The sequence below is a fragment of the Halalkalibacter akibai JCM 9157 genome, from assembly GCF_000513135.1.
GTDB lineage: Bacteria > Bacillota > Bacilli > Bacillales > Bacillaceae_D > Halalkalibacter > Halalkalibacter akibai.
Genome location: NZ_BAUV01000024.1, coordinates 34,310 through 56,530, shown reverse-complemented (window position 1 = coordinate 56,530; position 22,221 = coordinate 34,310). Strand labels below are relative to the sequence as shown.

At 37.4% G+C, this 22,221-nt stretch carries 24 protein-coding genes and 1 riboswitch; of the genes, 1 reads left to right on the top strand and 23 read right to left on the bottom strand.

Features of this window, described 5'->3' with window-relative positions; genetic code table 11:
* Nucleotides 1-5: 5 nt before the first annotated feature.
* Genes JCM9157_RS13690 through JCM9157_RS13680 form a run of 4 tightly spaced genes read right to left on the bottom strand, consistent with a single transcriptional unit; the run spans nt 6 to nt 3,141 of the window.
* The gene (locus JCM9157_RS13690; protein ID WP_035665501.1) at nt 6-590 is read right to left on the bottom strand and encodes a CPBP family intramembrane glutamic endopeptidase; all 585 of its coding nucleotides are present in this window, start codon (nt 588-590) and stop codon (nt 6-8) included.
* Complete coding sequence (locus JCM9157_RS23485) at nt 574-1,071, bottom strand: RecQ family zinc-binding domain-containing protein (protein ID WP_052013152.1); 498 nt, start codon at nt 1,069-1,071, stop codon at nt 574-576. Before JCM9157_RS23485 ends, JCM9157_RS13690 begins: the two co-directional genes overlap by 17 nt.
* Entirely contained in the window at nt 1,047-2,093 is a 1,047-nt protein-coding gene (locus JCM9157_RS13685) for a RecQ family ATP-dependent DNA helicase (protein WP_052013151.1), read from the bottom strand. Before JCM9157_RS13685 ends, JCM9157_RS23485 begins: the two co-directional genes overlap by 25 nt.
* On the bottom strand, nt 2,083-3,141 hold the full coding sequence (locus tag JCM9157_RS13680) for a YpbB family protein (RefSeq protein WP_035665499.1): 1,059 nt from the start codon (nt 3,139-3,141) through the stop codon (nt 2,083-2,085). The genes JCM9157_RS13685 and JCM9157_RS13680 overlap by 11 nt, the downstream gene beginning before the upstream one ends.
* A 242-nt stretch (nt 3,142-3,383) precedes the next feature.
* On the opposite strand from JCM9157_RS13680, the gene JCM9157_RS13675 reads away from it, so the two are divergent.
* The gene (locus tag JCM9157_RS13675; RefSeq protein ID WP_035665498.1) at nt 3,384-3,632 is read left to right on the top strand and encodes a ferredoxin; all 249 of its coding nucleotides are present in this window, start codon (nt 3,384-3,386) and stop codon (nt 3,630-3,632) included.
* Nucleotides 3,633-3,678: 46 nt separating this feature from the next.
* Here JCM9157_RS13675 and JCM9157_RS13670 read toward each other — a convergent pair whose 3' ends face one another.
* The 19 genes from JCM9157_RS13670 to JCM9157_RS13585 all read right to left on the bottom strand — a co-directional run bounded on the left by JCM9157_RS13670 (nt 3,679) and on the right by JCM9157_RS13585 (nt 22,220).
* A complete protein-coding gene (locus JCM9157_RS13670; RefSeq protein ID WP_235715007.1) occupies nt 3,679-4,725 on the bottom strand; it encodes a M14 family zinc carboxypeptidase in 1,047 nt (348 codons plus the stop codon).
* A 294-nt stretch (nt 4,726-5,019) separates the two neighbouring features.
* Nucleotides 5,020-5,199 (bottom strand): hypothetical protein, encoded by a 180-nt coding sequence (locus tag JCM9157_RS25395; RefSeq protein WP_235715006.1) that lies wholly within the window; start codon nt 5,197-5,199, stop codon nt 5,020-5,022.
* Nucleotides 5,199-5,408 carry a hypothetical protein gene (locus tag JCM9157_RS25390; protein WP_235715005.1) on the bottom strand — a complete coding sequence of 70 codons (210 nt, stop codon included), beginning with the start codon at nt 5,406-5,408 and terminating at the stop codon, nt 5,199-5,201. Before JCM9157_RS25390 ends, JCM9157_RS25395 begins: the two co-directional genes overlap by 1 nt.
* Before the next feature lie 66 nt (nt 5,409-5,474).
* Nucleotides 5,475-6,422 carry a peptidoglycan DD-metalloendopeptidase family protein gene (locus tag JCM9157_RS13660; protein ID WP_035665496.1) on the bottom strand — a complete coding sequence of 316 codons (948 nt, stop codon included), beginning with the start codon at nt 6,420-6,422 and terminating at the stop codon, nt 5,475-5,477.
* A gap of 81 nt (nt 6,423-6,503) precedes the next feature.
* Nucleotides 6,504-7,616, bottom strand: a complete 1,113-nt coding sequence (locus JCM9157_RS13655; RefSeq protein ID WP_035665494.1) for a Ger(x)C family spore germination protein — start codon at nt 7,614-7,616, stop codon at nt 6,504-6,506.
* Nucleotides 7,594-8,706 (bottom strand): GerAB/ArcD/ProY family transporter, encoded by a 1,113-nt coding sequence (locus JCM9157_RS13650; protein ID WP_035665492.1) that lies wholly within the window; start codon nt 8,704-8,706, stop codon nt 7,594-7,596. Before JCM9157_RS13650 ends, JCM9157_RS13655 begins: the two co-directional genes overlap by 23 nt.
* 14 nt (nt 8,707-8,720) lie before the next feature.
* Entirely contained in the window at nt 8,721-10,214 is a 1,494-nt protein-coding gene (locus JCM9157_RS13645) for a spore germination protein (protein WP_035665490.1), read from the bottom strand.
* A 133-nt stretch (nt 10,215-10,347) separates the two neighbouring features.
* Nucleotides 10,348-11,262 (bottom strand): VanW family protein, encoded by a 915-nt coding sequence (locus JCM9157_RS13640; protein ID WP_035665488.1) that lies wholly within the window; start codon nt 11,260-11,262, stop codon nt 10,348-10,350.
* A 138-nt stretch (nt 11,263-11,400) separates the two neighbouring features.
* Nucleotides 11,401-11,982: a cob(I)yrinic acid a,c-diamide adenosyltransferase gene (locus tag JCM9157_RS13635; RefSeq protein WP_035665486.1), complete on the bottom strand. Its 582-nt coding sequence runs from the start codon at nt 11,980-11,982 to the stop codon at nt 11,401-11,403.
* A gap of 15 nt (nt 11,983-11,997) precedes the next feature.
* A complete protein-coding gene (locus tag JCM9157_RS13630) occupies nt 11,998-12,297 on the bottom strand; it encodes a bifunctional adenosylcobinamide kinase/adenosylcobinamide-phosphate guanylyltransferase (protein WP_052013150.1) in 300 nt (99 codons plus the stop codon).
* Nucleotides 12,298-12,362: 65 nt separating this feature from the next.
* Nucleotides 12,363-12,998, bottom strand: a complete 636-nt coding sequence (locus JCM9157_RS13625) for a histidine phosphatase family protein (protein WP_081734187.1) — start codon at nt 12,996-12,998, stop codon at nt 12,363-12,365.
* Nucleotides 12,956-13,744, bottom strand: coding sequence for an adenosylcobinamide-GDP ribazoletransferase (locus JCM9157_RS13620; protein ID WP_035665480.1), 789 nt, complete (start codon nt 13,742-13,744; stop codon nt 12,956-12,958). Before JCM9157_RS13620 ends, JCM9157_RS13625 begins: the two co-directional genes overlap by 43 nt.
* Before the next feature lie 60 nt (nt 13,745-13,804).
* Nucleotides 13,805-14,383: a bifunctional adenosylcobinamide kinase/adenosylcobinamide-phosphate guanylyltransferase gene (locus JCM9157_RS13615; protein WP_035665476.1), complete on the bottom strand. Its 579-nt coding sequence runs from the start codon at nt 14,381-14,383 to the stop codon at nt 13,805-13,807.
* Nucleotides 14,380-15,453, bottom strand: a complete 1,074-nt coding sequence (gene cobD, locus JCM9157_RS13610; RefSeq protein WP_035665473.1) for a threonine-phosphate decarboxylase CobD — start codon at nt 15,451-15,453, stop codon at nt 14,380-14,382. Before cobD ends, JCM9157_RS13615 begins: the two co-directional genes overlap by 4 nt.
* Nucleotides 15,440-16,396 (bottom strand): adenosylcobinamide-phosphate synthase CbiB, encoded by a 957-nt coding sequence (gene cbiB / locus JCM9157_RS13605; RefSeq protein WP_081734184.1) that lies wholly within the window; start codon nt 16,394-16,396, stop codon nt 15,440-15,442. The genes cobD and cbiB overlap by 14 nt, the downstream gene beginning before the upstream one ends.
* Nucleotides 16,393-17,859: a heme ABC transporter ATP-binding protein gene (locus JCM9157_RS13600; protein ID WP_035665471.1), complete on the bottom strand. Its 1,467-nt coding sequence runs from the start codon at nt 17,857-17,859 to the stop codon at nt 16,393-16,395. The genes cbiB and JCM9157_RS13600 overlap by 4 nt, the downstream gene beginning before the upstream one ends.
* A gap of 26 nt (nt 17,860-17,885) precedes the next feature.
* On the bottom strand, nt 17,886-18,944 hold the full coding sequence (locus JCM9157_RS13595) for a FecCD family ABC transporter permease (protein ID WP_035665470.1): 1,059 nt from the start codon (nt 18,942-18,944) through the stop codon (nt 17,886-17,888).
* Nucleotides 18,907-19,905 carry an ABC transporter substrate-binding protein gene (locus JCM9157_RS13590; RefSeq protein ID WP_035665466.1) on the bottom strand — a complete coding sequence of 333 codons (999 nt, stop codon included), beginning with the start codon at nt 19,903-19,905 and terminating at the stop codon, nt 18,907-18,909. Before JCM9157_RS13590 ends, JCM9157_RS13595 begins: the two co-directional genes overlap by 38 nt.
* 184 nt (nt 19,906-20,089) lie before the next feature.
* A riboswitch (cobalamin riboswitch) is annotated at nt 20,090-20,272 on the bottom strand.
* A gap of 166 nt (nt 20,273-20,438) precedes the next feature.
* Nucleotides 20,439-22,220, bottom strand: coding sequence for an ATP-binding protein (locus tag JCM9157_RS13585; protein ID WP_035665463.1), 1,782 nt, complete (start codon nt 22,218-22,220; stop codon nt 20,439-20,441).
* Nucleotide 22,221 lies beyond the last annotated feature (1 nt).

Below are 22,221 nucleotides of genomic sequence, written 5' to 3'. Positions count from 1 at the left end.
CCATCCTAAGTATTAATTTGTTTTAAATACCGGTTTCTAATAATCAAACCTAGAACAAAATCAATGAGAAAATGAGTGAAGATCGTCAATACGATTGACCCTGTCCAGTAGAATAATGCGCCAAGAATAAAACTAGCAAGACACACGTTAATAAATAAAACTGGTTTGTCCAAATATCGAATGTGTATTAGAGCAAAAATTATACTAGCAATGATTAAACCAAAAGCTGTTTGCACGACAGCTCGAAACAATAATTCTTCAACAATAGCAACAACTCCACATAATAAACTTAATTTGGGAATAGAGAGGTTTCTGAAAACTCTTTCGTTGATTCCCCCATCATCCAACCACTGTTTCGGTAATACCTTCTCGAGAGCAAGATCTACGACTACTATCGCAAAAGCAATACTAGCACCAATGATGACTATTGTTGTATTTACCTCAAACAACATCAGAAATTGTTGCAAAGAGTCGAACACAAAGAAACCCATGACTCCAGCTATAAGGAGCATAATCATTTGTGTTAAATAAACATTAAGAACCAACTCTTTATCAGTTAAACTGGCTACAATGTCACGTTGTTTCTTCATGTTTTGATTCACCAACATTAAAAAGTTCCATAAGTGTTTTCCTCCAGGGTAGTAGCGAAGATGATACATGCCCCTTGTTGTTAATTTGGGGCAGTCTTGCCCCACAGTTATCACAACAGGGTTGAATTTCTTGAATTAAATTCTCGTTAAAATAGGAAAGTAACTTTTCTCTTCTACAGCCTTGAGTTTTTATCCATCTTAAAAATGCTTCAAGATTTTTTTGCTTTATTTGATTTCTTTCTTGTTCTTCTTCTCTAATACTTAGTATAAGTGATTCTACTGAGAAAGGTAATATCTGTTCTTTTCTTATGATCCCCCTTGATTCTAACTGATATTTGAGAGTACGCCAAGCCACGTCTGGTACCCCTCTCATATGCACTAATTCTTTTTCCGCATTGTAATCAAAGGAATTTACTTTCTGCATCACATGCAAAAGTTCTTGTAACTGTTCATCTGTTAGTTTGTCTCTTTCAAGCAACATTCTCGCCAATCCTTGATCTTCATCACAATAAAGCAAAATTGCACTACTAGGAAGACCATCCCTGCTGCTCTTCCTACTTCTTGGACATATGATTCTAGGTCAACTGGATAATGAAAATGGATCACATAACGAATGTCTTTTTTATTGATCCCCATTCCAAAAGCACTAGTGCAACAGATAAGATCTATTTGACCAGTCATAAACTGCTGCTGTATCAATAAACGATCTTCATTAGTTAAACCACCATGATAATAAGCGACTCGGGCTATCCCTTCTCTTTTTAAGAGATGACAAATGTTTTCCGCCCACATTCTACTTGAGAAATAAATCATACCAGGTCCCTCTAATGACTTAGCCAGGTCTTTTACCCGATTTACTTTTTCATTTGTTGTTAGGCATTTCTCCATATAATACGAAATTTGAGGACGGTCCACTGAATAAATAAATCTGTGTGGATTAATTAGCATTAATCTATCACAAATATCTTTTTGAACTGTTTTAGTTGCAGTAGCGGTTATTGCAAGGCAAGTGGGGTCGCCTAGTGCTTTTTTTACAGATCCTAAACGAAGATAATCTGGTCTAAAATCATGTCCCCACTGCGAAATACAATGTGCTTCATCAACGACAAAGTAGGATATGTGAAGTCGCTTTAATCGGTTTTGTATAAAAGAACTCTGTAACATTTCAGGAGAAATGTAAATCATTTTGTATAAATGTAAAGAATGAAGGATCGTATCTCGATCTTCTGGATTCATAAAGCTATTTATTGCTACAACCGCTTTTATCCCTTCACTCCGAAGCTGTTGAACCTGATCTTCCATTAAGGAGAGGAGGGGCGACACGACAATCGTCACACCATTAGCAAGCAAGGCAGGAAGTTGATAACAAATAGATTTACCAGTTCCTGTTGGAAGCATCGCTAATACGTTTTCCCCCTCCAGCAATGTTGAAATGATTTCCTTTTGACCTTCTCGGAAGGTCGAGTAGCCAAAATAACGACTTAAGGCTTGTTCAAGTTTCATTCTTTACCTTCTTTCTTGCTAAGACTAGTCGAATCATAAAGTAACTTATCTCGTTTGTTACTTTTTCTTTAATTTCTCTTAGTCGGCTAGTATGTAAAGTATTGGCCCAATACATAATTTCCTCTTCCATTTCTGTCGTCACAAACGGTCTAATTGAAAACTGTGGATGTTGTATGGCTAATTCAACAATATGGTCTTCTACCGTGCTTTTTTTTAGCTTTCTTTTTTCACAAATTGAACCAATGGTATGTCCTTCCTTAAGAAGTGTAAATGTTTGCCTAGCCGATTCAGTCAAAATCAATTCCTGCCTTTGACCTTCCATAAAGAAAATCAGATCGCTAAAGGAAATAGGCTCTTCTTCTAATTTTGCAAATAAGCGATGAAGTGTAGCAATATGATAAATTCTAACCTCTTCTAAACTTAACTTAAGGTGTTCAGAAAGTTGTTGTCTTGTTAATCCAATTTGTTTAACTCCACTCAATTGATGTACAAAAATTAACGCTTGTACTTCTGTGCATTCGGAAAGAAATTCAGTTAATTGCTTTGAAATTTGAGCTAGTTTATTCGTGCGATCTGTCTCAAGCACTAACTGTTGCTTTACCCATGTTTGAATGTCTGTATGATGAGTGATCGGATAAAACCCTTTTATCCCAGCTGCGACGTTAGTTATCGTTTGAATAAACAAGCGGATACGCAACCAGACTATTTCGGTTGAAGCATTGTACTTCCAAGCCTGGAGATCTTTTAAAAACCTATGTTTCTCATGAAATTGTTGTAACTCCAAGATTCCATGCTTTGTCAGACTAACTTTGTCTGTTTCACCAACCACCGCTTGTCCAGTTTGAATAAGTATGTCAACTTCTTTCTCTAACTCTTGTCTAGTTAGTGTTGGAAACAATCCAAAATAAGGAAGTAAATTGAAAAAGGCTCCGTCTTGTATGGTCTGTGCTGATTTTTTTCCTTTCAATAAATGAAGGGCCCCGTAAATTGACCTTTCCCCGTTGAATTCATGTAAAATAGTACAGATGAGCGCTTGCCTTAATTCCACCTGATCACCTCCAAGCGCTAATATTTCTACCGTTATTGTAACAAATTCCAGAGAAGAAAGTGCTTGAAATATCAGATTGAGGAGATAAATAACATGACGGGATTAAAAAATAAGATGAATAGGTTGAAAAGTTTGGTAATCCGTTTTACAATGATTTATTAGAGAAACATTCTTACCAGCTTTTATATAGCTATCATGTTTCAGCTTCAAAACGAGGAGAAAAATAATGGAGGTTTTTACAAATGGCAAAATATACAATTGTCGATAAAGACACATGTATTGCATGCGGAGCTTGTGGCGCCGCTGCTCCAGATATTTATGATTACGATGATGAGGGGATTGCTTTTGTTATCTTAGATGACAACCAAGGTACAGCCGTTATCCCAGATGAACTAGAGGAAGACATGATTGATGCGCAAGAAGGATGTCCTACTGATTCCATTAAAGTGTCAGACGAATCGTTTGACGGCGATGCTCTTAAGTTTGAATAGTGGAGAAAAGGAGTAGCTTATGCTACTCCTTTCTTTATTTATAAAATTAATCCTTCAAGTGCAAGCATACTGTTGTTGGACCAAATCTCGGCAAATGCTTTAACGGATAATGGATTTGTTCCAACCCCAACCTCCACAGTGAATCCAGGCCTACCCGTTTCTTGGATAAACCAATCCTTATACCCTCCATCACTTTCAGCTGTATGAACGGGCGTATATGAAGAAGCAAGGATAGTCGTTCGACCATCTCCTTGCTTTCTAAAGGTTCCATGCCACGATAGCCCCAATAAATAACCTGACCTTGTGAATGAAAAGCCAACACGTGAGAAAAAGAATGTTTATTCGTAAAAGTATAGACCGCCATTGCTTCTGGTTCCGTGAGTGGTGCTTTCCCGCTGTAATGACGAGACCATGGTTCTTGAGGACTTTCGACTGCCTCTATTTCCCATCCTGCAGGCCATTGATGATTTAGGTCGACACCTCTTATGTTACTTGACCAATGCTCAAACCTTTTCATTCCTTTATTTATCGCTAGAACATCCTCATAGTAAGGGTGACTAGGATAAATACCTTGAAGAACGAGGTCAACCCCATCTGGATTAACAAGAGGTACGATATACAAAGTAATGTCATTTAGAATTTTATCGATATCATAACCATTCCATAACGTTTTATTTTGCTTATGCTCCGCTAGTTGTTCTATGTACTGAACTAAGAATTTACTTGTATGCCATTCATTCGCATGCCATCCACCCGAGTAGAATATTTCCTTTTTTCCTTCACCAATTTTAAAGGCATAGAGTGGTTGATTCATAACTGAATAGCCAATGATTTCCACATGAATGCCTTTATTTCGTAGCTCTGGTATTTTATTTTCAATGTCGGTTTGACCGAACTCTAAGTTTGTATGAACATCATCGCCTATGAGTGGAAGATCTCTGTTAATAGACGGTACATGAAGGTCTAATCCTGGATAAAGATAACTTTGCTCCGAATAAATATGTGGATTAAATAGTAGTAAATCAAATGGTCTAACTTTGAATAAATAAGCAACCTTTGCTAGAGTATCTCCCTTTTGGACCGTATATTTCATTTTACCCCCTCCTCCTACTCATATATATGATTTAAGATGGCAAAGCATACGCTTTTATTTTTACTTACACCATTGTTTTTGGTAAATGGCTGTTTTCACACACATAGTGTTAGAGGGTAAATTTACATGTTCATTCCTTTTTCGCTCCAGTCCACTTCGTTACCAGTAAGACCATATTCCAAAATTCACTCAATGCACGGTAACAGATTGTAAAAAAGAGATAAGGTGATTAAAACTTTTTCCTTAAGTTTCAAGCACCTTATCTCTTTTTAAAATTCACCCTTGCTAGTTAGCCTACCAAATATACCTGAATAAAACCTCTAACTGCTCATCACGGTTTTTTAACAGGTATTCTCTTCCTTTCATCGTAACAACTACACTATTTAATCTGACTTCTACTAACCTCTCGGCAAAAGCAACGTCAATATAAAATTGATATAAATGAGCTACTCTATTTTTCCCTTTTTGTTTCATTAGTTCATAACCGAATGTCCGATCGTGCGAGCGCCAAAACCGAGGTGGAGCTTTTTATCATCAACTAATCGAATGGACTTATGATGGTTTATTTTTTTTAGCATGAAAATAAATCCATCTACTAAATCAACCTGAGAACTGTTAAGGTCCGTTTTCTTATTTAACCATTGGAATAATTCTGTGTTCACATTAATCTGCTCAATCATCATTCAACTGTCATCCTCATACTCTTAACTGACCTTATTTTACCATATTCGACAAGTTTTTTGAATAGATTAGAAAATGACGATTTTTTCACCCGGAAAAATAACATCTGAATCTAGTTGATTCTGTTTCATAATTTCAGCAGCCGTTTGGCCGTATTGAGCTGCTATAGACGTAAGTGTATCCCCTTGTTGAATGATATGAATATTGGTTTGTTCAACCACCAGTTTGTCATCCACATTAATTCGCTCATCTGTAATGTCATTTAAATTTTTTAATTGTTCTACTGTCATATTGTATGAACTAGCTATACTCCAAAGAGTATCTCCTGACTTAACAACTACTTCTATTGTTTCAAGAGATTTGACTTTTCTCATTTCTTCAGAATCTACCACTTTAATCTCGGTGCGATCTTCGAGAATTTTCGGACTCATAACAAATGTACTTTTTCTTTGTTTCCAGTCTTGTCCATAAGGAGAATCCACTCCCAGAGATGCAAACATAAATTCTGGTTCATTCGATAACACCAAAAACGGATCTATTGATTCTGATTTATCAATATTCCAATTGCCTTTATGTACTTCAAAGTGGAGGTGATTACCTGACGAACGCCCTGTATTACCAACCGTACCAATCGATTCTCCTTCTGTGACTGCTTGTCCTTCTTCTGCTCCTCTTACGTGCAGGTGCGCATATACGGTCTCAAGACCATTTAAATGCTCAATAAAAATTACATTACCATATGTATCCGAATAATACGAACGAGTAACAACTCCATCAGCAATTGAGACAACGTTTGTTCCTTCTGGTGCTGCTACATCAATGCCGTAATGCTTGCCACCTCTTGTCCCATACGTATCGGTCACTTCACCAACAGTAGGCCAGATAAGCGCTTCGAAAAGCTCCTCTGGCACTTCTGTTTTTGTTTCGGCAAAAGTGGTCGTTGTAGTCATAAACAATAACCCGATAAATGTAGCCAAAGCAAGAGCTATACAAATTCGTTTTATAAAATCTACCATGATGTCCTCCTTGAATTAAGAACCTTCTCAAATGTCACACGTTTTATCCTATGGAGGTTAGAGATAAATTATTCCATTTTTTTATTCGACCGCACCCGATTGTATGAGTTTTAAATTAGTGTGAACGACCATTTCAACTTTGGGGTAGATCTCATTTTGCCATGTTTGAGCATTCCAATCTCTAGTCGTACTTCGGTATTTCTCTCCAACCCCAACTGGATCTATACCATCTTGCTGAAATTTCAATAATAATTCCTGTGTTTGCGTTTGGATCTGCTTTTCTATTGATTTTTCAATTTCTTTTATCGTGTTTTGATCATCTAAGTTTTCTTCACCATCGTAATCTTCAATCGCTCCATTAATCTCAATCGTAACAATAAAAGTTGGTGTTTCCCCTGTTTTATCTATTGTTCTTGTTACATCGCTGCTAATGTTTTCAATCACAACATAATTTGTTTGTTCACCATTCACGAGTTCAAATTGCTTTGTTGCTTGCCTCGTCGTTTGCATCATCATTTTTAACATGAACGAGTCATCATGATCAAGCATTGAATGAAGAACTTCACCTGAAAATAAAGCGGTTCCCCATGCATAATCATTGTTATCGTTCATTCTTAAAACAGGTAAATAAGGATCTCTTCCGTCGTTATACAAACTAAACAAAAACTGGTGCATATTAACTGGTACTAAGAAGCTTGTTTCCATATTTTGTTCAATTAATTCAGGCAAATAAACTCCTGATAACTCTCCACCCTGCTTTTCAGCCTCAAGGAATTTAGCTGCATCATCCCCTTCCGTTATCGCCAAATAAATTCGGTTACCAACAGAAGGATCACGGTACATCGCGTCTACATATAACTCTATTCCTTGTTTAGCAAGCTCTTCACTAAATAAAAGGACACGCAATTGACCAAATACAATAGGTTTTTGAGTACGGCTATTCAAAATAACTTTAGTGCCTTTTGTCGTTTCACCAGATGCTGTTATGGTGCCATCTTTTAATACGTTTCCCTCCCCCTCTTCAGGAAAGGTTGGAAAATTCGCTGTAAGTTTTATGCGAGTATCGTCTTCTATGTCAAAAGCAGCCGCTCGAATCATCGCGACCTCATCCACTATTCGTGTTTCAAGACACCCAGATAATAAACTAACAATCAGTAAACTAAGCATTAATCTACATATTAGTTGTTTGCTCACGTTTACCACTCCTTATTTTCAAGACAATGATTTGTAATAGGACAAGGAAAGGGATATAAACAAAGACAAAATAAAATCCAACCTCACCAACCCAATTTGAAAATAGATTTACTTCTTGTCTGGTAGGTAAGAAGATAACTGTAATTGTCATAATGGCTAATGCGACAACGAGTGCAAGTCGTTGGTTCATCGTGAAAGCTCTTTTGGCGCACCTACTAGCCCCCCATAACGCTAAAGCAATATTGGGTGCAATTAAAAACATCCACATTGATATACCAATATATTCAAACCTTTCCATAAAAGGTAATTGGACAACTTTAAATAAAGTTAAGGTTGCCCAAATTGTTTTATTAAGCTGTTCTTCACTATAAAATGCCAAGCTAATGACCATTAAAATCGTGTAAGAAAAATTCGTAGAGAACACACCTAGTTGAGCCCATTTCTGAGTTAACTTTCTATTTTTTAAAAAAGGATAATAAAGAAGTAACAACTCAAATCCAATAAAGCTCAGAGTTGTCTCTTTAGCACCAAGAGCGATTTCAGTAAGAGAATGTTTAGCAATTGGTAGTATGTTAATAAATTGAGCATATTCTAATGGTAATAATAACATCGGTGTTAATAAAACGGGAATGATCACCCCAATAAATGTTAAACCAACAACTGTACGAAACCCTCCTGAAACAACGTAATAAAAAAATAAGGCGGCAACAATTGCAATCGACCAAGTAGGTAAATCTGGAAACATCCAAACTTGAACAATTTCAATATAAGCTCTTAACACAGTCGTCGCTAATGCAATGAAATAGAAACAAACAAAAAGGCTTAATACATTCCCTACCCATTTTCCGAAAAGTTTCTGATGAATGGTAACTAAATCCCCATCAGTGCGTTTTAACAATAGATAAATACAAGCAACGATGATATGAACGGCTACTCCTGCTACTAAAACAGAAATCCAACCATCATATCCAGCAGTTTTTACAATATTTCTCTGAAAACTAAGAATCCCAACCCCAACTTGCATACCGTTAATAAGGAAGAAGGTTAAAAAGCCTGACACTAAAAACTGTTCTTTTATGGGCTTATCCACACTTCCACCTCCTTTTATTCGTCAATATCATGTTTCATCTTGGCTCTAGTAAAATTGACTCGGCCTTTGTCTTTCGGTCTTAAATAAACTGGGCGCGAGGACATCCAACTAAAGGGTAATCTAACAAATGCATCTTTCCAGTCAGTAAACCTTGGTGGATACAAAGGCTCTAAATAAGGTCTACCTAAAGAGGTTAAATTCAATAGATGAACAACTGTTAACAAGCAACAAAAGGCAACCCCTACCCCACCTAAAAAAGCAGCCGTTATAATAAATGGAAAACGAATTAAACGAATCGTATTCCCCATCTGATAGACAGGTGTCGTGAATGATGCAAGTGCTGCTAAAGCAACAATGATTAATAGAATATTACTCGTTAAGCCAGCCTCAACAGAAGCCTGTCCTATTACGATTCCACCAACAATTCCAATCGTTTGTCCAACTTTAGTAGGCAGTCTTGCTCCGGCTTCTCTTAATAACTCAATCGTTAACTCAAGAAAAATGGCTTCTAGTATAGGCGGAAACGGAATATTACTTCTCGAAGCAATAATCGTTGATAATAAATCTCTCGGTATTAATTCATAATGAAACGTAAGTACAGCCACATAGATTGGGGTTGATAATACTGAAAATAAAACAGCGAAAAACCTGAGTAAGCGTACTGAAGTGGCAATTTGCCACGGAAGATAATAATCCTCTAATGAAGAAAAGAACTCCACTAAAGTAGTCGGTCCAATTATGGCATCAGGTGATCCATCCGCTAAAAAGGCAACCTTTCCTTCAGCCAGCACTGCCGCTACACGCTCTGGTCTTTCAGTATTAATTAATTGCGGAAAAATAGACATCGAGTTGTCACTGATCATTTGTGCTAGACTACTCGAGTCGATGACTTGGTCGAATTCAATAGCTGCTAATCTTTGTTCCATTGTCCGCAGATTATCCTGATCGACAATACCATCAATATAGAGAATGGAAACTCTAGTTTGTGTAATTTTCCCTATTTTCATCTCTTTTACTTGTAAGTTGGGGAGTGGCAAACGCTTCCTAATTAAATTAATGTTTGTTTCTAACGATTCAATAAAGGCTTCTTGTGGTCCCGTCACAGTAAATTCCATTTCGGGTTGTGAAACAGCACGGTTAGAGTCAAGAGCAGTATCAATCACAGCACATTTTTTAGGATGTTTTCCTTCAAAAATGACTACCGAACCATGCATCACTTTTTCTCGAAGCAGACGTGTTGAGGTGATGATTTCTTTATTTTGAATGGGGATTTTAGGTAATATTGTTTCAAGACTATGTTCCTCACCAGCGGTCACATAAGGAATAAGATCACGGTTTAAGCGGGTACTATCAATCATAGTCTGATAATAACCTATGTACAAAGTCTTTGATTCTTTTTTTAACGGATAAACACTAAAATCACTTGACTGTTGAAACATAGCTAAGACCTCGTCTATAGTCTCATGTCGACTATCTCTAAATTGCTTCAACAACCATTTTCCAAGCATTTATCTCACCCTTCCTCGAACAAAACTTTGTCTTTAGTATGAAATGAATAATAGGATTTATGCAGAAGGAGGATGTTTTAATAGGAACGCAAAAAAGAATAGCTAATGACATAGCTATCCCGTTATTTATGAATTAGTGTTTATGAACGGTTACTTGAATCTCACCGCGCTGCTTATCAACAGAGGAGCGAATTAATACAGGGTATGAAAAAGGATTCCTAAATCTAAAATCTGGTCCGCCCCAAGAAACTGTTGCATCTCGACCTGCTGGTACATATCCAACTTCACGTGAGTGAGTATAGCGTTCAATCATTTCTAATCCAGCCTGATCAACTGCGTTAAATAACGTTGACGATGTTTGACAAATACCACCACCAATGCCCATAACAAATTCCTTATCAACAATTTCCTTTGCTTCTTGATATCCTCTCTCTCTTGTTCTTTGTCCAACTGTATGATTAAAAGAAAATGAATCTCCAGGACCAATTACAACCCCTGTTATTGCTTCAGATGATAAAAAGACGTTTTGGGAACGTCCCGCTACCGATGGATTAAAATAGGATTTATATGAAGCAACTATTTTTTGATCAATTCCACGAATCTCTTCGGCTGACAACGGTTCTGTTACATAAATTGGCAATTCTAACTCTGAAGTCCCAACTTCCAAATTTCGTAAAGTCTCTATCAATTCCTCCTCAGCTAAAATAACACGTGGCTGACCAGCAATCACTTCTCCATTTTCTTTCAACTTTGGATTAACCATTGCCTTATCTATCTGACTAGCTAATTCACTTGCTAATTGTCTTAATGAATCTTCATCTAATTCTGGAGTTAGAATAAAACCGAAATCATTCATTGTTATATTATGATCCATTTCATTCCAACTGTCTTTTAGGGTAACTGGCCAATAAACAATTGGTTTTTGTTTTGTTTCACTTTTAAAATACGAAGAGTGCATAACTGCAGGTTTGGTGTCGTTAGCTGAGGCAATTGCACTACACCCACCACCAAGGAACAACAAAGGTAAAAGTATTAAGGCTTTTTTCAAAAATCTTCCCCTCCTAACATGAACACCCTTCAATATATGAGATCTACGCTTAAAAATACCATATAATTACAAAACTTTATAGAATAAAATGTAAAAAAGATGTCACAAATTAACTTGTTGTGACATCTTTCTTTGGTACTATTTTTTCTTTTTAGAATCCCTAAAAACAAGCGCACTCCGCTCGTACTCGACATCATTAATGCCAGAACGGTAATTAGCTACACGGGCAATCGCAAATAAATAATCGGAGAGACGATTGATATACTTAAGAACAATAGGGTTAAATATTTCAGACTCGCGGTGCAGTCTTGTAATATGCCTTTCCGCACGCCTCGTGACCGTTCTACAAACGTGTAATGTAGAGGCAAGTGTGCATCCACCAGGTAATATAAATTTTTCTAATTCAGGCGCCTCTTTAATATATTCATCAATTCTCGCTTCTAAAAAATCTACAATCTCTTGAGTTGCCTTATAAGGATGCTCTGATTTCTTGGCAACCGCTAAATCCCCACCACAATCAAATAATTCGTGTTGAATTTTTATTAATTCCGCTTTAATATCTGGGAACAACTCACTATCTATTTGAGAAATAGCTACACCAATAAATGAGTTTAGTTCATCAGTTGTCCCATATGCTTCAACCCTTATATCGTCCTTCTCAAGTCTTCCCCCGATTACACTCGTTTTTCCATCGTCACCTGTTCTTGTATACAGTTTCATTTTGCTTATCCTCCATTACTTTAATTGTTGATTTATGCCATACCAAATTAGATCTACCCGATCGGACTTCTTTACAACATCTTGATAGCACCATCCAACTACATCACGATACAACCGTTTGTGTTTTTCAAGAGGGACAATCCCCTTACCAACGTCAGCTCCAATTAAAACTAGATTTGAATCACTATCCTTTTCCCATTTAAGCCAGTTAGTTAACCAACCTTGAAAACTGCCACGTGGATTGTGATCAGTTAAGAATGTTTCTATTACTGCTTCTAAACCATATATGAATACGTTTCCATTTATTGTATTCAAAGGGTTTATCCTTAATTCTTTATAAGCATTAAAACAAGTATTAGTTTGTTCGTCTTGATAAAAGGTTAATGCCCATCTATTTTTGCCATGATAGGCTCCTCCAGTAATGAAGTGAATGTTAATCCTCTCCTTAGGTCATCAATGTTACCTTCCAACTGAAATCTTGAATGAATCGGTACAAGCCACTCATTAAAAGACTGCTTTCTTGGTGCAAATTCTGTAAGCCATTGTCTAATTACACCACCGTGACAGACAACCGTAATGTCTGTCACATTGTTTTTTTCAGCTAAATTTAATACTTCAATAAAAGCTTCATTTGTCCTTTCACTAAAATCCTGAAAGGTCTCCCCTTTTGGCGGAGAAATTGTTTGATAATCCATTAACCACTTTTGGTATAGGGGTTCTTCTTTTAACAACTCATATGTTTTCCCTTCCCATTCCCCAAAATGAAATTCTCTTAACTTAGATAAAGAAATACATGGCTGTGTTGGAAATAAGATATTGGCTGTTTCTATTGTTCTTTTTAAATCACTCGTAATTAATAAAGCCGGTTTCGTTTTTGAACTAGCAAACCGGGATTTTTCAAGTTGCTTTTTTCCCTTTTCAGACAAAGGAAGGTCAAGCCAACCTAAATATCTTTTCTCATCGTTATATTGAGTTAAACCATGTCTAATAAGAGTAAGAACCAAAGGATTCCCCATAAAAACGTTTCTCCTCCTTCCGCACCAGCTCCAATCGTATCACCTGTAATTCCACCAATTTGATAGTGAACCCATTTTAGCCAAAGAAATAAAAATAGAAAAGCTGCTAAGAATAACCATATTAAACTTGGAGTAAAAAAGAGTATAAGGATAAAACAAATTATAGACCAAATATAATAAATTCTTCTTACTTCTTTACCTTTTGCAACTTTTAACGCAACAGCCATTCCTTGCTTTCTAGCAAATTCTCCTAAAAGAAGTTGCCACCCTAAGAGCATACGAACAAAAAAAGGTATAATAAAAACAGCATAGATAATGAGCGAATGCTTCATTTGAATGATTTCTAACAAAAATACAAAGCGCCAACCGAGTAGAAATAGAACCGCAAGAACACCAAACGTACCAATTCGCGGATCTTTCATGATTTCTAATTTTTGTTCCCTGCTTCTTCGTGAAAACACAGCATCATGAAAATCAGCCCAACCATCAAGATGGAGACCACCTGAAAAAAGAAGTGAAAATGTCAACAACCAGCAAACCGCTATCAACGGTGAAAAAATCTGATAGCTATTTAAAACAAACCATTGACAAGCCAATAAAGAAGCAATTACTAGGCCTATAATAGGATAAGCGGCAACAGATGCTTTCGCTCGTTCGTCATCCCACTTTATTTCCTTTCTGATTGGTATTGTAGTTAGAAACTGAAATGCAAGTACAATGCCGTCAATCCATATTCTATAATTCATGTAAAGCTACCTTTGCACCATAATAGGGATGTTTTTTCTCAAGAGAATGGGCTAGAGTATTCATATATAGTTCTCCTTTTTCTTTATTAAAGGGATTCCATTTTCAACGAGTATCGCTTCCGTAGCAAGAGAAACGATTTTTTGATGAAGACGGCCCAGTAAGCGCAAATATATTTGCGTACTTAATTCATAGTTCATCGGTTCAAAGCTCAGTTCATTCGAAACGATTACAACTATATAAGGAGCTTTTGCCATTTCCGTAAAAAGGCTGGTCAACTTATTTTCTAAGGTTCTTACGTATGTTTCATCTTCCCAGTTCTTCCCTGTAATTTCCCCGTCCTGGAACAATTCATTGCTTAAAAGAGTTGTGACACAATCTAAAAGAATAGTATCACCAGCTTGAAATACCGGTAAAAGTTGGTGTAAATCCGTTTTTCTTTCATATAGCTTCCATCTTTCCATGTCTTGTTCTCTTTGTTGTTGATGTAAAGCTACCCTTGCCTTCATTTCTAAGTCATAGACATTACTAGTTGCAATATAATAAAGATTTCTCCCATTACTTGAATGGAATTCTTTCGCTCTTTGTTCGGCGTACTGACTCTTACCACTTCGGACTCCTCCGGATATAAAAAAAATCATCTTTTCCTCCATTCAGATAAAGCAGCTAATAAATGATTATTGCTTAACCGATCTTTAACTGCAAACCTCAAATAGGCACCATTTAACCCACTAAAGTTATAGGTATGACGTGCAATGATTCCTTTATCAACGAGGAACATGAAAAGAGGCATTAAATCAATTCTCGTTTCCTCACCAAGCAAGTAAAAATTAACAGATGAATCCGAAACAATATAATCTAGCTCTTGAAGTAGTTGCGTCATACGCCTTCTCTCAATGTGAATATTTTCTACCGTGTTCGTGACAAATGATCTTTCATCTAAAAGTTTTAATCCTATGTGTTGGGCTATTCCGTTGACGCTCCAAGTAGGCTGATAAAGACTTACTTTCTTAATTATATTTTTATCGGCTATTAAATAACCTAGTCTAATTCCAGCAATAGCGAACATCTTCGTTAAAGAACGCAAAATGATGAACCGAGAGAAGTTTCTTTGCAAACGGGCTAAGCCAACACCTTCTTCAGAAAAATCATAAAACGCTTCATCTAAAATAATGTAAACACCTGCTTTTTCAGCTTCTTCCAATAAAAAAATGATCTCTTTTTCTGTGTATTGTACTCCAGTTGGATTATTTGGGCTACAAATGAAAAGAGCTTCAATTTTTGAAAAGGTAGAGGTAACTTTTTCAACATCTAGCTTCCATGGTGGCGGTAGAACAATGGAAGTAATATCACATCCAAACGCCTCACAAGCTTCTCTGTATTCCGAAAAAGCCGGCTCAACAATCGCAACATGTTTATTCTCAAATAGTTGAGCAATTAAATAAATGAGTTCGGCTGCCCCGTTTCCAACAAGAATGGTTTCTTTTGGCACTTTATTTGTAAAAGCTAATCTTTCAGTGAGGTCTGTTACATTAGGATCTGGATAAGCCTTTATACTGCTTACCAACTGGTCACTATTCAAATCTTTTATAAAGGCAGGTGGACCAAATGGATTCGTATTTTCACTAAAATCTATAACAGAGTCCGTCTGTTCCTTTCCAAGATGCTTTAAGAGAATACTTGGATTTGCACCATGATTAGGTAACAACATAATAAACACCTCCGACGACGACAAACACTAAAGTAAAACGGTTAACGGTTTTTAGCATAATTTCAACCGTCTCTTCTATAAGATCATTTGTTATTTTTAGAAGAGGGTCACCCATGAGTGCCCGGTTTGAAACGACCCCGTTATATGTATTTAACCCACCTAATTGAATCCCAAGTAAAGCAGCTACAGCAGCTTCCCCCCAACCGCTGTTTGGACTTGGGTGTTTTCTTGCATCGCGTAAAACAATTTTCCAGCACTCTAGCTGTGATTTTTTCCCTTTAGGTTGACCAAAAAAAACCATTATGAAAGCAGTTACCCGGCTAGGGATCCAGTTGAGAATATCATCAAACTTGGCTGATGAAAATCCAAATTCTTTGAAACGCTCGTTTTTATATCCGACCATCGAATCACAAGTGTTGACTGCCCGGTAGAGCATTGCAAGCGGTGCACCACCGATAATAGCAAAAAATAATGGAGCTGTTACTCCGTCACTCGTATTTTCGGCAACTGTTTCAATTGTTGCCCGAGCAATCTCTTCTTCTTTTAATGTTTCTGTGTCCCGTCCAACGATATATGAGAGCTTCAATCTCGCTTCCTCTATGTTCCCTGATTTTAATGGGGTTGACACTTCAATAGCAGCTTTTTTTAATCCTTTCGCTGCGATCGTTGTAGAGATTAACCAAGCTTCTATAATAATTCCTACATATAAGTGAAATTGATAAGCTAAGAAAATGATAAGAAAAGGAACAGAAAATGCGAAGAAACAGACAATTAAGAGCATCATTATTCCCCTCCATTTTCTTTCGCTCCCTTTATTCAGATGTTTGTCCAAAAAAGAAATTAATTTACCAAAGCCAACTACGGGGTGAGGAATAGCTCGCGGATCACCAATTACCCGGTCTATCATGACAGCGAGACATGCAGCAACAAGATGTGTTATCACGTAATCCCCCTCCGTTTTTTGTTGTTTCTAAGTGCTTCTCTTGTCCCATCATAAACAAGTTTAGCTATTTCTTTACCAAGAGGCGTAATAGTTCCTGCGTAATCGTAACAAGCTCCTGTTTGACTCGCTGCAATTAACACACTATCGGTTGATGTACCAGTTGCAATTGTTCCAGTTTCAGGATCAATAATCTGTTCATCGTTTAACGCTTTCGTCTTTGCTTCTGTAACAGTCATGATTGCTTCGACATAAGCAGATTCAGGTAGCTTCCCATCAATAAAAACCCATATATTAATCGTGCCAATTGTTTGAACCCAATCAGCTCGTTTAAATGATTGTGAAGCATCAACTGCATTTGACGCACCAGCCGTAATAACGACTAATAATGAAGGTGATTCGGGTTCCGAGTTGTAAAAGCAAGCATCTTCAAGATAAGCCGCTGTCATCATTCCAAGTGAATCAGACGAACTCACTCCCCGCTTCTGTAGAAATTGAGAAAATTCTACTTCCACATTCTCACTAACATAGTTCTTGTCTACATGACGATTAACAAATTGATGATGCCAGCGAAAGCCTGCTCCAATTACAGCTGAAGATAATGTCTTCCATTTATTCTGACACTCAATTTTAATCCACTCACTTGAATGTTCAATTGTTAACCCTTTAATGTTAGCGGCCGCAACAACCTGTTCAGGAATAAATGTGATTAGAGGACTGGGCACAGCTGGGTGTTCTTTTCTTTGAAGCGCAGCTTCATAAACATCCTCAAGCTGTTTTTCTTCCATGACATTGATAGGGGTTCCAAGAGAAACCATCCTTCCTTCATCCATCAACAACACACGATCACAATAAAGACTAGCCATGTTTAAATCATGTAAAACAGCGATCACAGTTAACTTTTTTTCTCTGGACCATTGCTTTAATGAATTTAGTAATGACATTTGATGAGAAATATCTAAGTGGTTTGTCGGTTCATCTAACAAAAGTAAATCAGGCTCTTGTGCCAGGGCCCTCGCGAGGAGTACACGTTGTCGTTCACCACCACTTAATTGCTGTAACGGTTTCTTTCTAAATTGAAACGTATCTGTTTGTTTGAGAGCTTGAGTAATAACAGCTTTGTCCTCAGCTGTTAATCCTTGTAACCACCCTTTTTGATACGGATACCTTCCTAAAGCAACAACATCCCAGACCGAATAAGAAAAAGCCGTTTCCGATTGCTGTGGCAAAACCGCAAGCTTTCTCGCTAATTCCTTTGATTGAAATGAAGAAAGATCATTTCCATCAATGACAATTTTACCGTTTTCTAAAGATAGGCTTCCACCGATTGCTTTTAACAGAGTCGTTTTTCCACTTCCATTCGGGCCTATAATTCCAAATAATTCACCTTGTTTCACATCAAAAGAAAGATCTTTAACTACTTTTGTTTGACCGTATTGTACCGAAACATTCAAACATGAAATCATTATTGTGACCTCCTCTCCAAATAGGTTTATGAGCTAACTCGACGTTGTCTTAACAGAATAAGAGCGAAAACAGGTGCTCCGATTATAGACGTTATAACCCCTATAGGTAACTCAGTTGGAGCGATGATCGTTCTAGCAACTAAATCTGTTAACGTTAAGAATCCAGCCCCGACAAACATAGACAACGGTAACAAGTGTCTATGATCTGAACCCCATATAAGCCTAGTTAAATGAGGGATAACAAGTCCAACAAAGCCAACTGTACCCGAAACCGCAACAGCTCCCCCAGTTAAAATCGTAGCTCCTAGTAGAATCATCAATTTCCGAACCGGTATGTTTACCCCGAGTTGTCTTGCCGTTTCTTCCCCAAAAGCTAAAGCATTTAACTCATGACGGTTAAAAAACAATAGGAAGAACCCGATTAAAAAACAAGGTAATATCATCCAAATATAAGGCCATCCCCGCATCGCTACGCTACCCATTAACCATCCCAAAATTTGCCTTAATTCTTCTCCTGTTAAAGCAATCATTAAAGAGATAAAAGCACCTAGAAAAGAACTGAATATAATTCCAGCTAAAATAATCGTTTCCGCGGACATCGAACGTTGCACCATTCTTGCAAATGATATGACTAGAAAAAGTGTAAGAAAACCTGCAACTATACTTATCAAAGGAAGGGTGAATCGCCCGATAATGGGAAGTGAAATTCCGAAAAATAAAACGGCTACTGCTCCTACAGCCGCCCCTGATGATACTCCTAATGTATAAGGATCTGCTAAGGGATTTTTCAAAAAACCTTGAAAAGCTGATCCAGCCATTGCTAAACAAGCCCCAACAAACATTGCAAGTAGAGCCCGTGGAAATCTAATTTCCATAACAATATTAATGTGCATTGGGTCTAGTTCAACCAACAACGGTAAATGTAATAGTTCTGTCCCTAAAATGTGGAGAACAGTCAGAAAGGGAAGCTCTACGCTTCCCCTACTGATACTGATGACTAAAGCTAAAAAGCTAAAAAGAGTCACGACCACATATGCAATGATGATATTATTCGCCAAATACCTCTGGATAAACTGCTTTTGCAATCTGCTCGACTCCCCTTGCTAAACGTGGTCCAGGTCTTTCAACCTCATCAGAAACTAGTTCGTATACCTGGTCATTTGCTACTGCTGGCACATCTGCCCATGCAGTTCTAGCCTTAACTGCTTCTGTCGCATTTTCAAAGTAGTGACCGTATGTTAAGAGGATAACATCTGGATTAAAAGCTACAGCCTCTTCCTCTGTAAACATTGGCCAACCTTCTTCATTCCCAGCTACATTTTCCGCATTAATTAGCGACAACATTTCATCCATGAATGTTCCGCTTCCCGTCGTGTAAATTTCTGGAGCTGGTCCAATTTCTACCCATACTCTTTTACGGTCTTCTTCCGTAATTTCACTTGCTTTTTCTTCTATGACAGCAAAGTCAGCTTGCATGTTTGTAACAATCTCATTTGCTGTATCTGAATAGCCAGTAACTGTGCCAATAAACTGAATTGATTGGTAAACATCAGCAATAGAAGTTGCATTGGGAACTACTACCACTACTAAACCTGCGTTACGTAGTTGGTTTAAACCTTCCTCTGCCATAGCAACACCTGATTCATGTGCTAAAACTAAGTCTGGCGAAAGTGAAATGATTTTTTCAACATCAAATTCCATTCCACCAATGCTTTCGATTTCAAGCACTTCTTCAGGGTAATTATCCCATTCAGAACGGCCGACAACTGCCTCTCCTGCACCAACAGCAAAAACCGTTTCCGTTACACTAGGAACTAACGTAACAATACGCTCAGGCTGAGCTTCTATCGTAACTTCCTCACCAACGGCATCGGTAACTGTTAAAGGATACGCTCCTGATTCTTCTTCAACTTGCTCATCTGTTGGTTCTGTCACTTCTACATCTGTGTCAGCACCTGGCTCTGTTTCAGTCGCTTGGTCTTGTCCACATCCAGCAACAAACATAACTAAGAACAATGCCATTAATAAAAATTTGAATTGCTTCATTTCTCTAACCCCTTTTTTATTTTTCTTATCTCTCTCTTTCTCGAAACCAGAACATATGTAAGGAAGTTATACTTCCGCATACAAAAAGCCCTCCTTTTTTTCGGGAGGGCTGACATCACAATAGAATTGACATTCTGTTAAACAACATAGAACGTAAATCAATTGTTGCCCCTTTTCCTCGAAGGTTTCACATTCTCTATAGGCAGGTCTCCTGACTCATGCTTAACAATCACTTCACCTTCCCATCTCATTATAGACAGTGGTAATTGAAGTAATTTCGCATTTACAGTGGCGGGACCGTGTTGGAATTACACCAACTTCCCTATTATCATTTAATGACTAAATGACCTATAGAATTTTTTCTTATGAGATTATGATAAGTAAATATAGTATACATGAAAAAGCAAAATATGACACTTTTTTTTGTTTGACAGAGCCAAAATCTAACTTTTTGTTCTCAGAATCCAAGATTTCTTGTCGAAGAAAAAAGGATTGTTCCAAAAGGTGAACACCCTTTTGAGACACCCCCCTTATCAATCTGTTTCTTTATGTGGAATGAAGAAAGAGAACGTGGTTCCCTCATTTACTTTACTATGAACGGAAATATGTCCATCATGAGCATCGATAATATTTTTAGCAATTGCTAATCCAAGTCCCGTACCACCTCGACCTCTTGTCCGTGCCTTATCCGCTTTATAAAAACGCTCAAAAACATATGGTAAGTCGGCCTCTGGTATTCCTGAACCCGTATCCTTTACATCAAATTTGATTCCCTCTTCATATTGTCTCACAGCTAGTGTAACTTCTCCAAGCTTATTAGTATGACGGATCGCATTATGAAGTAAGTTCGTTAACACTTGCTCAACTCGATCTGGATCAAACATCATTGCTGATAATTTCTCAATATCAAGAGTTAAGAGTATGTCTTTCTCCCTGGCCAACCCTTGAAATTTTCGAACAATTCTCTCAGTAAACTCTTCAACATTCACAGGCTCTTTAATTAATTCAACATGGCCAGCTTCCATCCTAGCTATATCTAGTAATTCATTAACTAAACGCCCCATACGCAATGATTCTTCATAAATGATTTTAGCAATTTCTTTCTTTTCTTCATCTGATCCTGCTATGTCATCAATAATAGCCTCGCTATAGCCTTGCAACATAGAAATTGGAGTTCTTAATTCATGCGAAACATTAGCAATAAAATCTTTACGAAGTTTGTCATGACGACGTTCCTCTGTCATATCACGAATGACAGCAACAGCCCCTCTAATTTCATGCTGATCATATAAAGGTGTCATTAAAACCGTCCAACTACGGCCTTGTATTTCGACTTCGCTTACTTGTTCTTTTTCTAATAAAACAACTTTTTCAAACAATCTTTGCAAACTAGCAGGAAGCTGTTGGTCCACCTCATTATTCATTCCTTGTTCATAATACCAAGATTGAATGAACCGCTCTGCAGGTGGGTTCGTTAGGACAACCGTCCCCTTTTTATTCAAAGTTACAACACCATCAGCCATACTAACTAGTATTCTTGCTAATTGTTCTTTTTCTTGATTTAATGCATGAATATTATTATTCAACTCACGTCCCATGCGATTAAAAGCAATTGCTAGTTGACCAATTTCATCATGAGTTAATATCGGAATTTTAGTATTGAATTTCCCTTGAGCTACCTCTAGCGCAACTTGACGCATTTTCCTTAACGGAGCGGTAATTCTTGAAGAAAGAAAGAAAGCAAAAATGGTCGTAAGGATAATGGCAATGCCAGCGGAGAAATAAATAATTTGTCTTGTTTCACTAGAAGCTTCCTCTATTGCTGAGAGTGATTGATACAAGAATACCGCACTGTTTTCAAGCTGATCAGGGTTTAAAGGAATTCCTACAATCATGATTTCTGAATGAAACTCTTCTCCATTCCCTGTAAAAGGAAAATCTCCCTCAGTCATTACGACTTGTTCGCCTGAGAAAACTTGTGACAACGTTTCATCTGTAAAAAAAGTATCTAGAGCCACTTGATGTGACTCTGCTTCATCGGTACTCCAAACTTTCTGTCCTTCTACTAAAAATATGACATGCATATCAAACGCAGTAGCGTATTGAGAGATGGTATTCAGAGCATCGTTTTCTGTATTATATCCTTCATAAATAGAAGCAATCATTTTCGCATGACTGACTAGTCGTGACTCTGCTTCATTAACATGAAATCGTTCAAATGACTGAAGTAATAGTACCATCAAAGATGTTAATACAACCGAAACAAGCAGTAAAATAGTTAACCATAGTTTCCCTACAACGCTTCGCCAAAGCATT

What these genes read in the sequence shown, in the direction of transcription:
- JCM9157_RS13690 (WP_035665501.1), bottom strand. Translation starts at nt 590, where the DNA reads ATGAAGAAACAACGTGACATTGTAGCCAGTTTAACTGATAAAGAGTTG.
- JCM9157_RS23485 (WP_052013152.1), bottom strand. Translation starts at nt 1,071, where the DNA reads ATGTTGCTTGAAAGAGACAAACTAACAGATGAACAGTTACAAGAACTT.
- JCM9157_RS13685 (WP_052013151.1), bottom strand. Translation starts at nt 2,093, where the DNA reads ATGAAACTTGAACAAGCCTTAAGTCGTTATTTTGGCTACTCGACCTTC.
- JCM9157_RS13675 (WP_035665498.1), top strand. Translation starts at nt 3,384, where the DNA reads ATGGCAAAATATACAATTGTCGATAAAGACACATGTATTGCATGCGGA.
- JCM9157_RS13670 (WP_235715007.1), bottom strand. Translation starts at nt 4,725, where the DNA reads ATGAAATATACGGTCCAAAAGGGAGATACTCTAGCAAAGGTTGCTTAT.
- JCM9157_RS25395 (WP_235715006.1), bottom strand. Translation starts at nt 5,199, where the DNA reads ATGAAACAAAAAGGGAAAAATAGAGTAGCTCATTTATATCAATTTTAT.
- JCM9157_RS25390 (WP_235715005.1), bottom strand. Translation starts at nt 5,408, where the DNA reads ATGATGATTGAGCAGATTAATGTGAACACAGAATTATTCCAATGGTTA.
- JCM9157_RS13660 (WP_035665496.1), bottom strand. Translation starts at nt 6,422, where the DNA reads ATGGTAGATTTTATAAAACGAATTTGTATAGCTCTTGCTTTGGCTACA.
- JCM9157_RS13645 (WP_035665490.1), bottom strand. Translation starts at nt 10,214, where the DNA reads ATGCTTGGAAAATGGTTGTTGAAGCAATTTAGAGATAGTCGACATGAG.
- JCM9157_RS13635 (WP_035665486.1), bottom strand. Translation starts at nt 11,982, where the DNA reads ATGAAACTGTATACAAGAACAGGTGACGATGGAAAAACGAGTGTAATC.
- JCM9157_RS13625 (WP_081734187.1), bottom strand. Translation starts at nt 12,998, where the DNA reads ATGGGGAATCCTTTGGTTCTTACTCTTATTAGACATGGTTTAACTCAA.
- JCM9157_RS13620 (WP_035665480.1), bottom strand. Translation starts at nt 13,744, where the DNA reads ATGAATTATAGAATATGGATTGACGGCATTGTACTTGCATTTCAGTTT.
- JCM9157_RS13615 (WP_035665476.1), bottom strand. Translation starts at nt 14,383, where the DNA reads ATGATTTTTTTTATATCCGGAGGAGTCCGAAGTGGTAAGAGTCAGTAC.
- cobD (WP_035665473.1), bottom strand. Translation starts at nt 15,453, where the DNA reads ATGTTGTTACCTAATCATGGTGCAAATCCAAGTATTCTCTTAAAGCAT.
- JCM9157_RS13600 (WP_035665471.1), bottom strand. Translation starts at nt 17,859, where the DNA reads ATGATTTCATGTTTGAATGTTTCGGTACAATACGGTCAAACAAAAGTA.
- JCM9157_RS13590 (WP_035665466.1), bottom strand. Translation starts at nt 19,905, where the DNA reads ATGAAGCAATTCAAATTTTTATTAATGGCATTGTTCTTAGTTATGTTT.
- JCM9157_RS13585 (WP_035665463.1), bottom strand. Translation starts at nt 22,220, where the DNA reads ATGCTTTGGCGAAGCGTTGTAGGGAAACTATGGTTAACTATTTTACTG.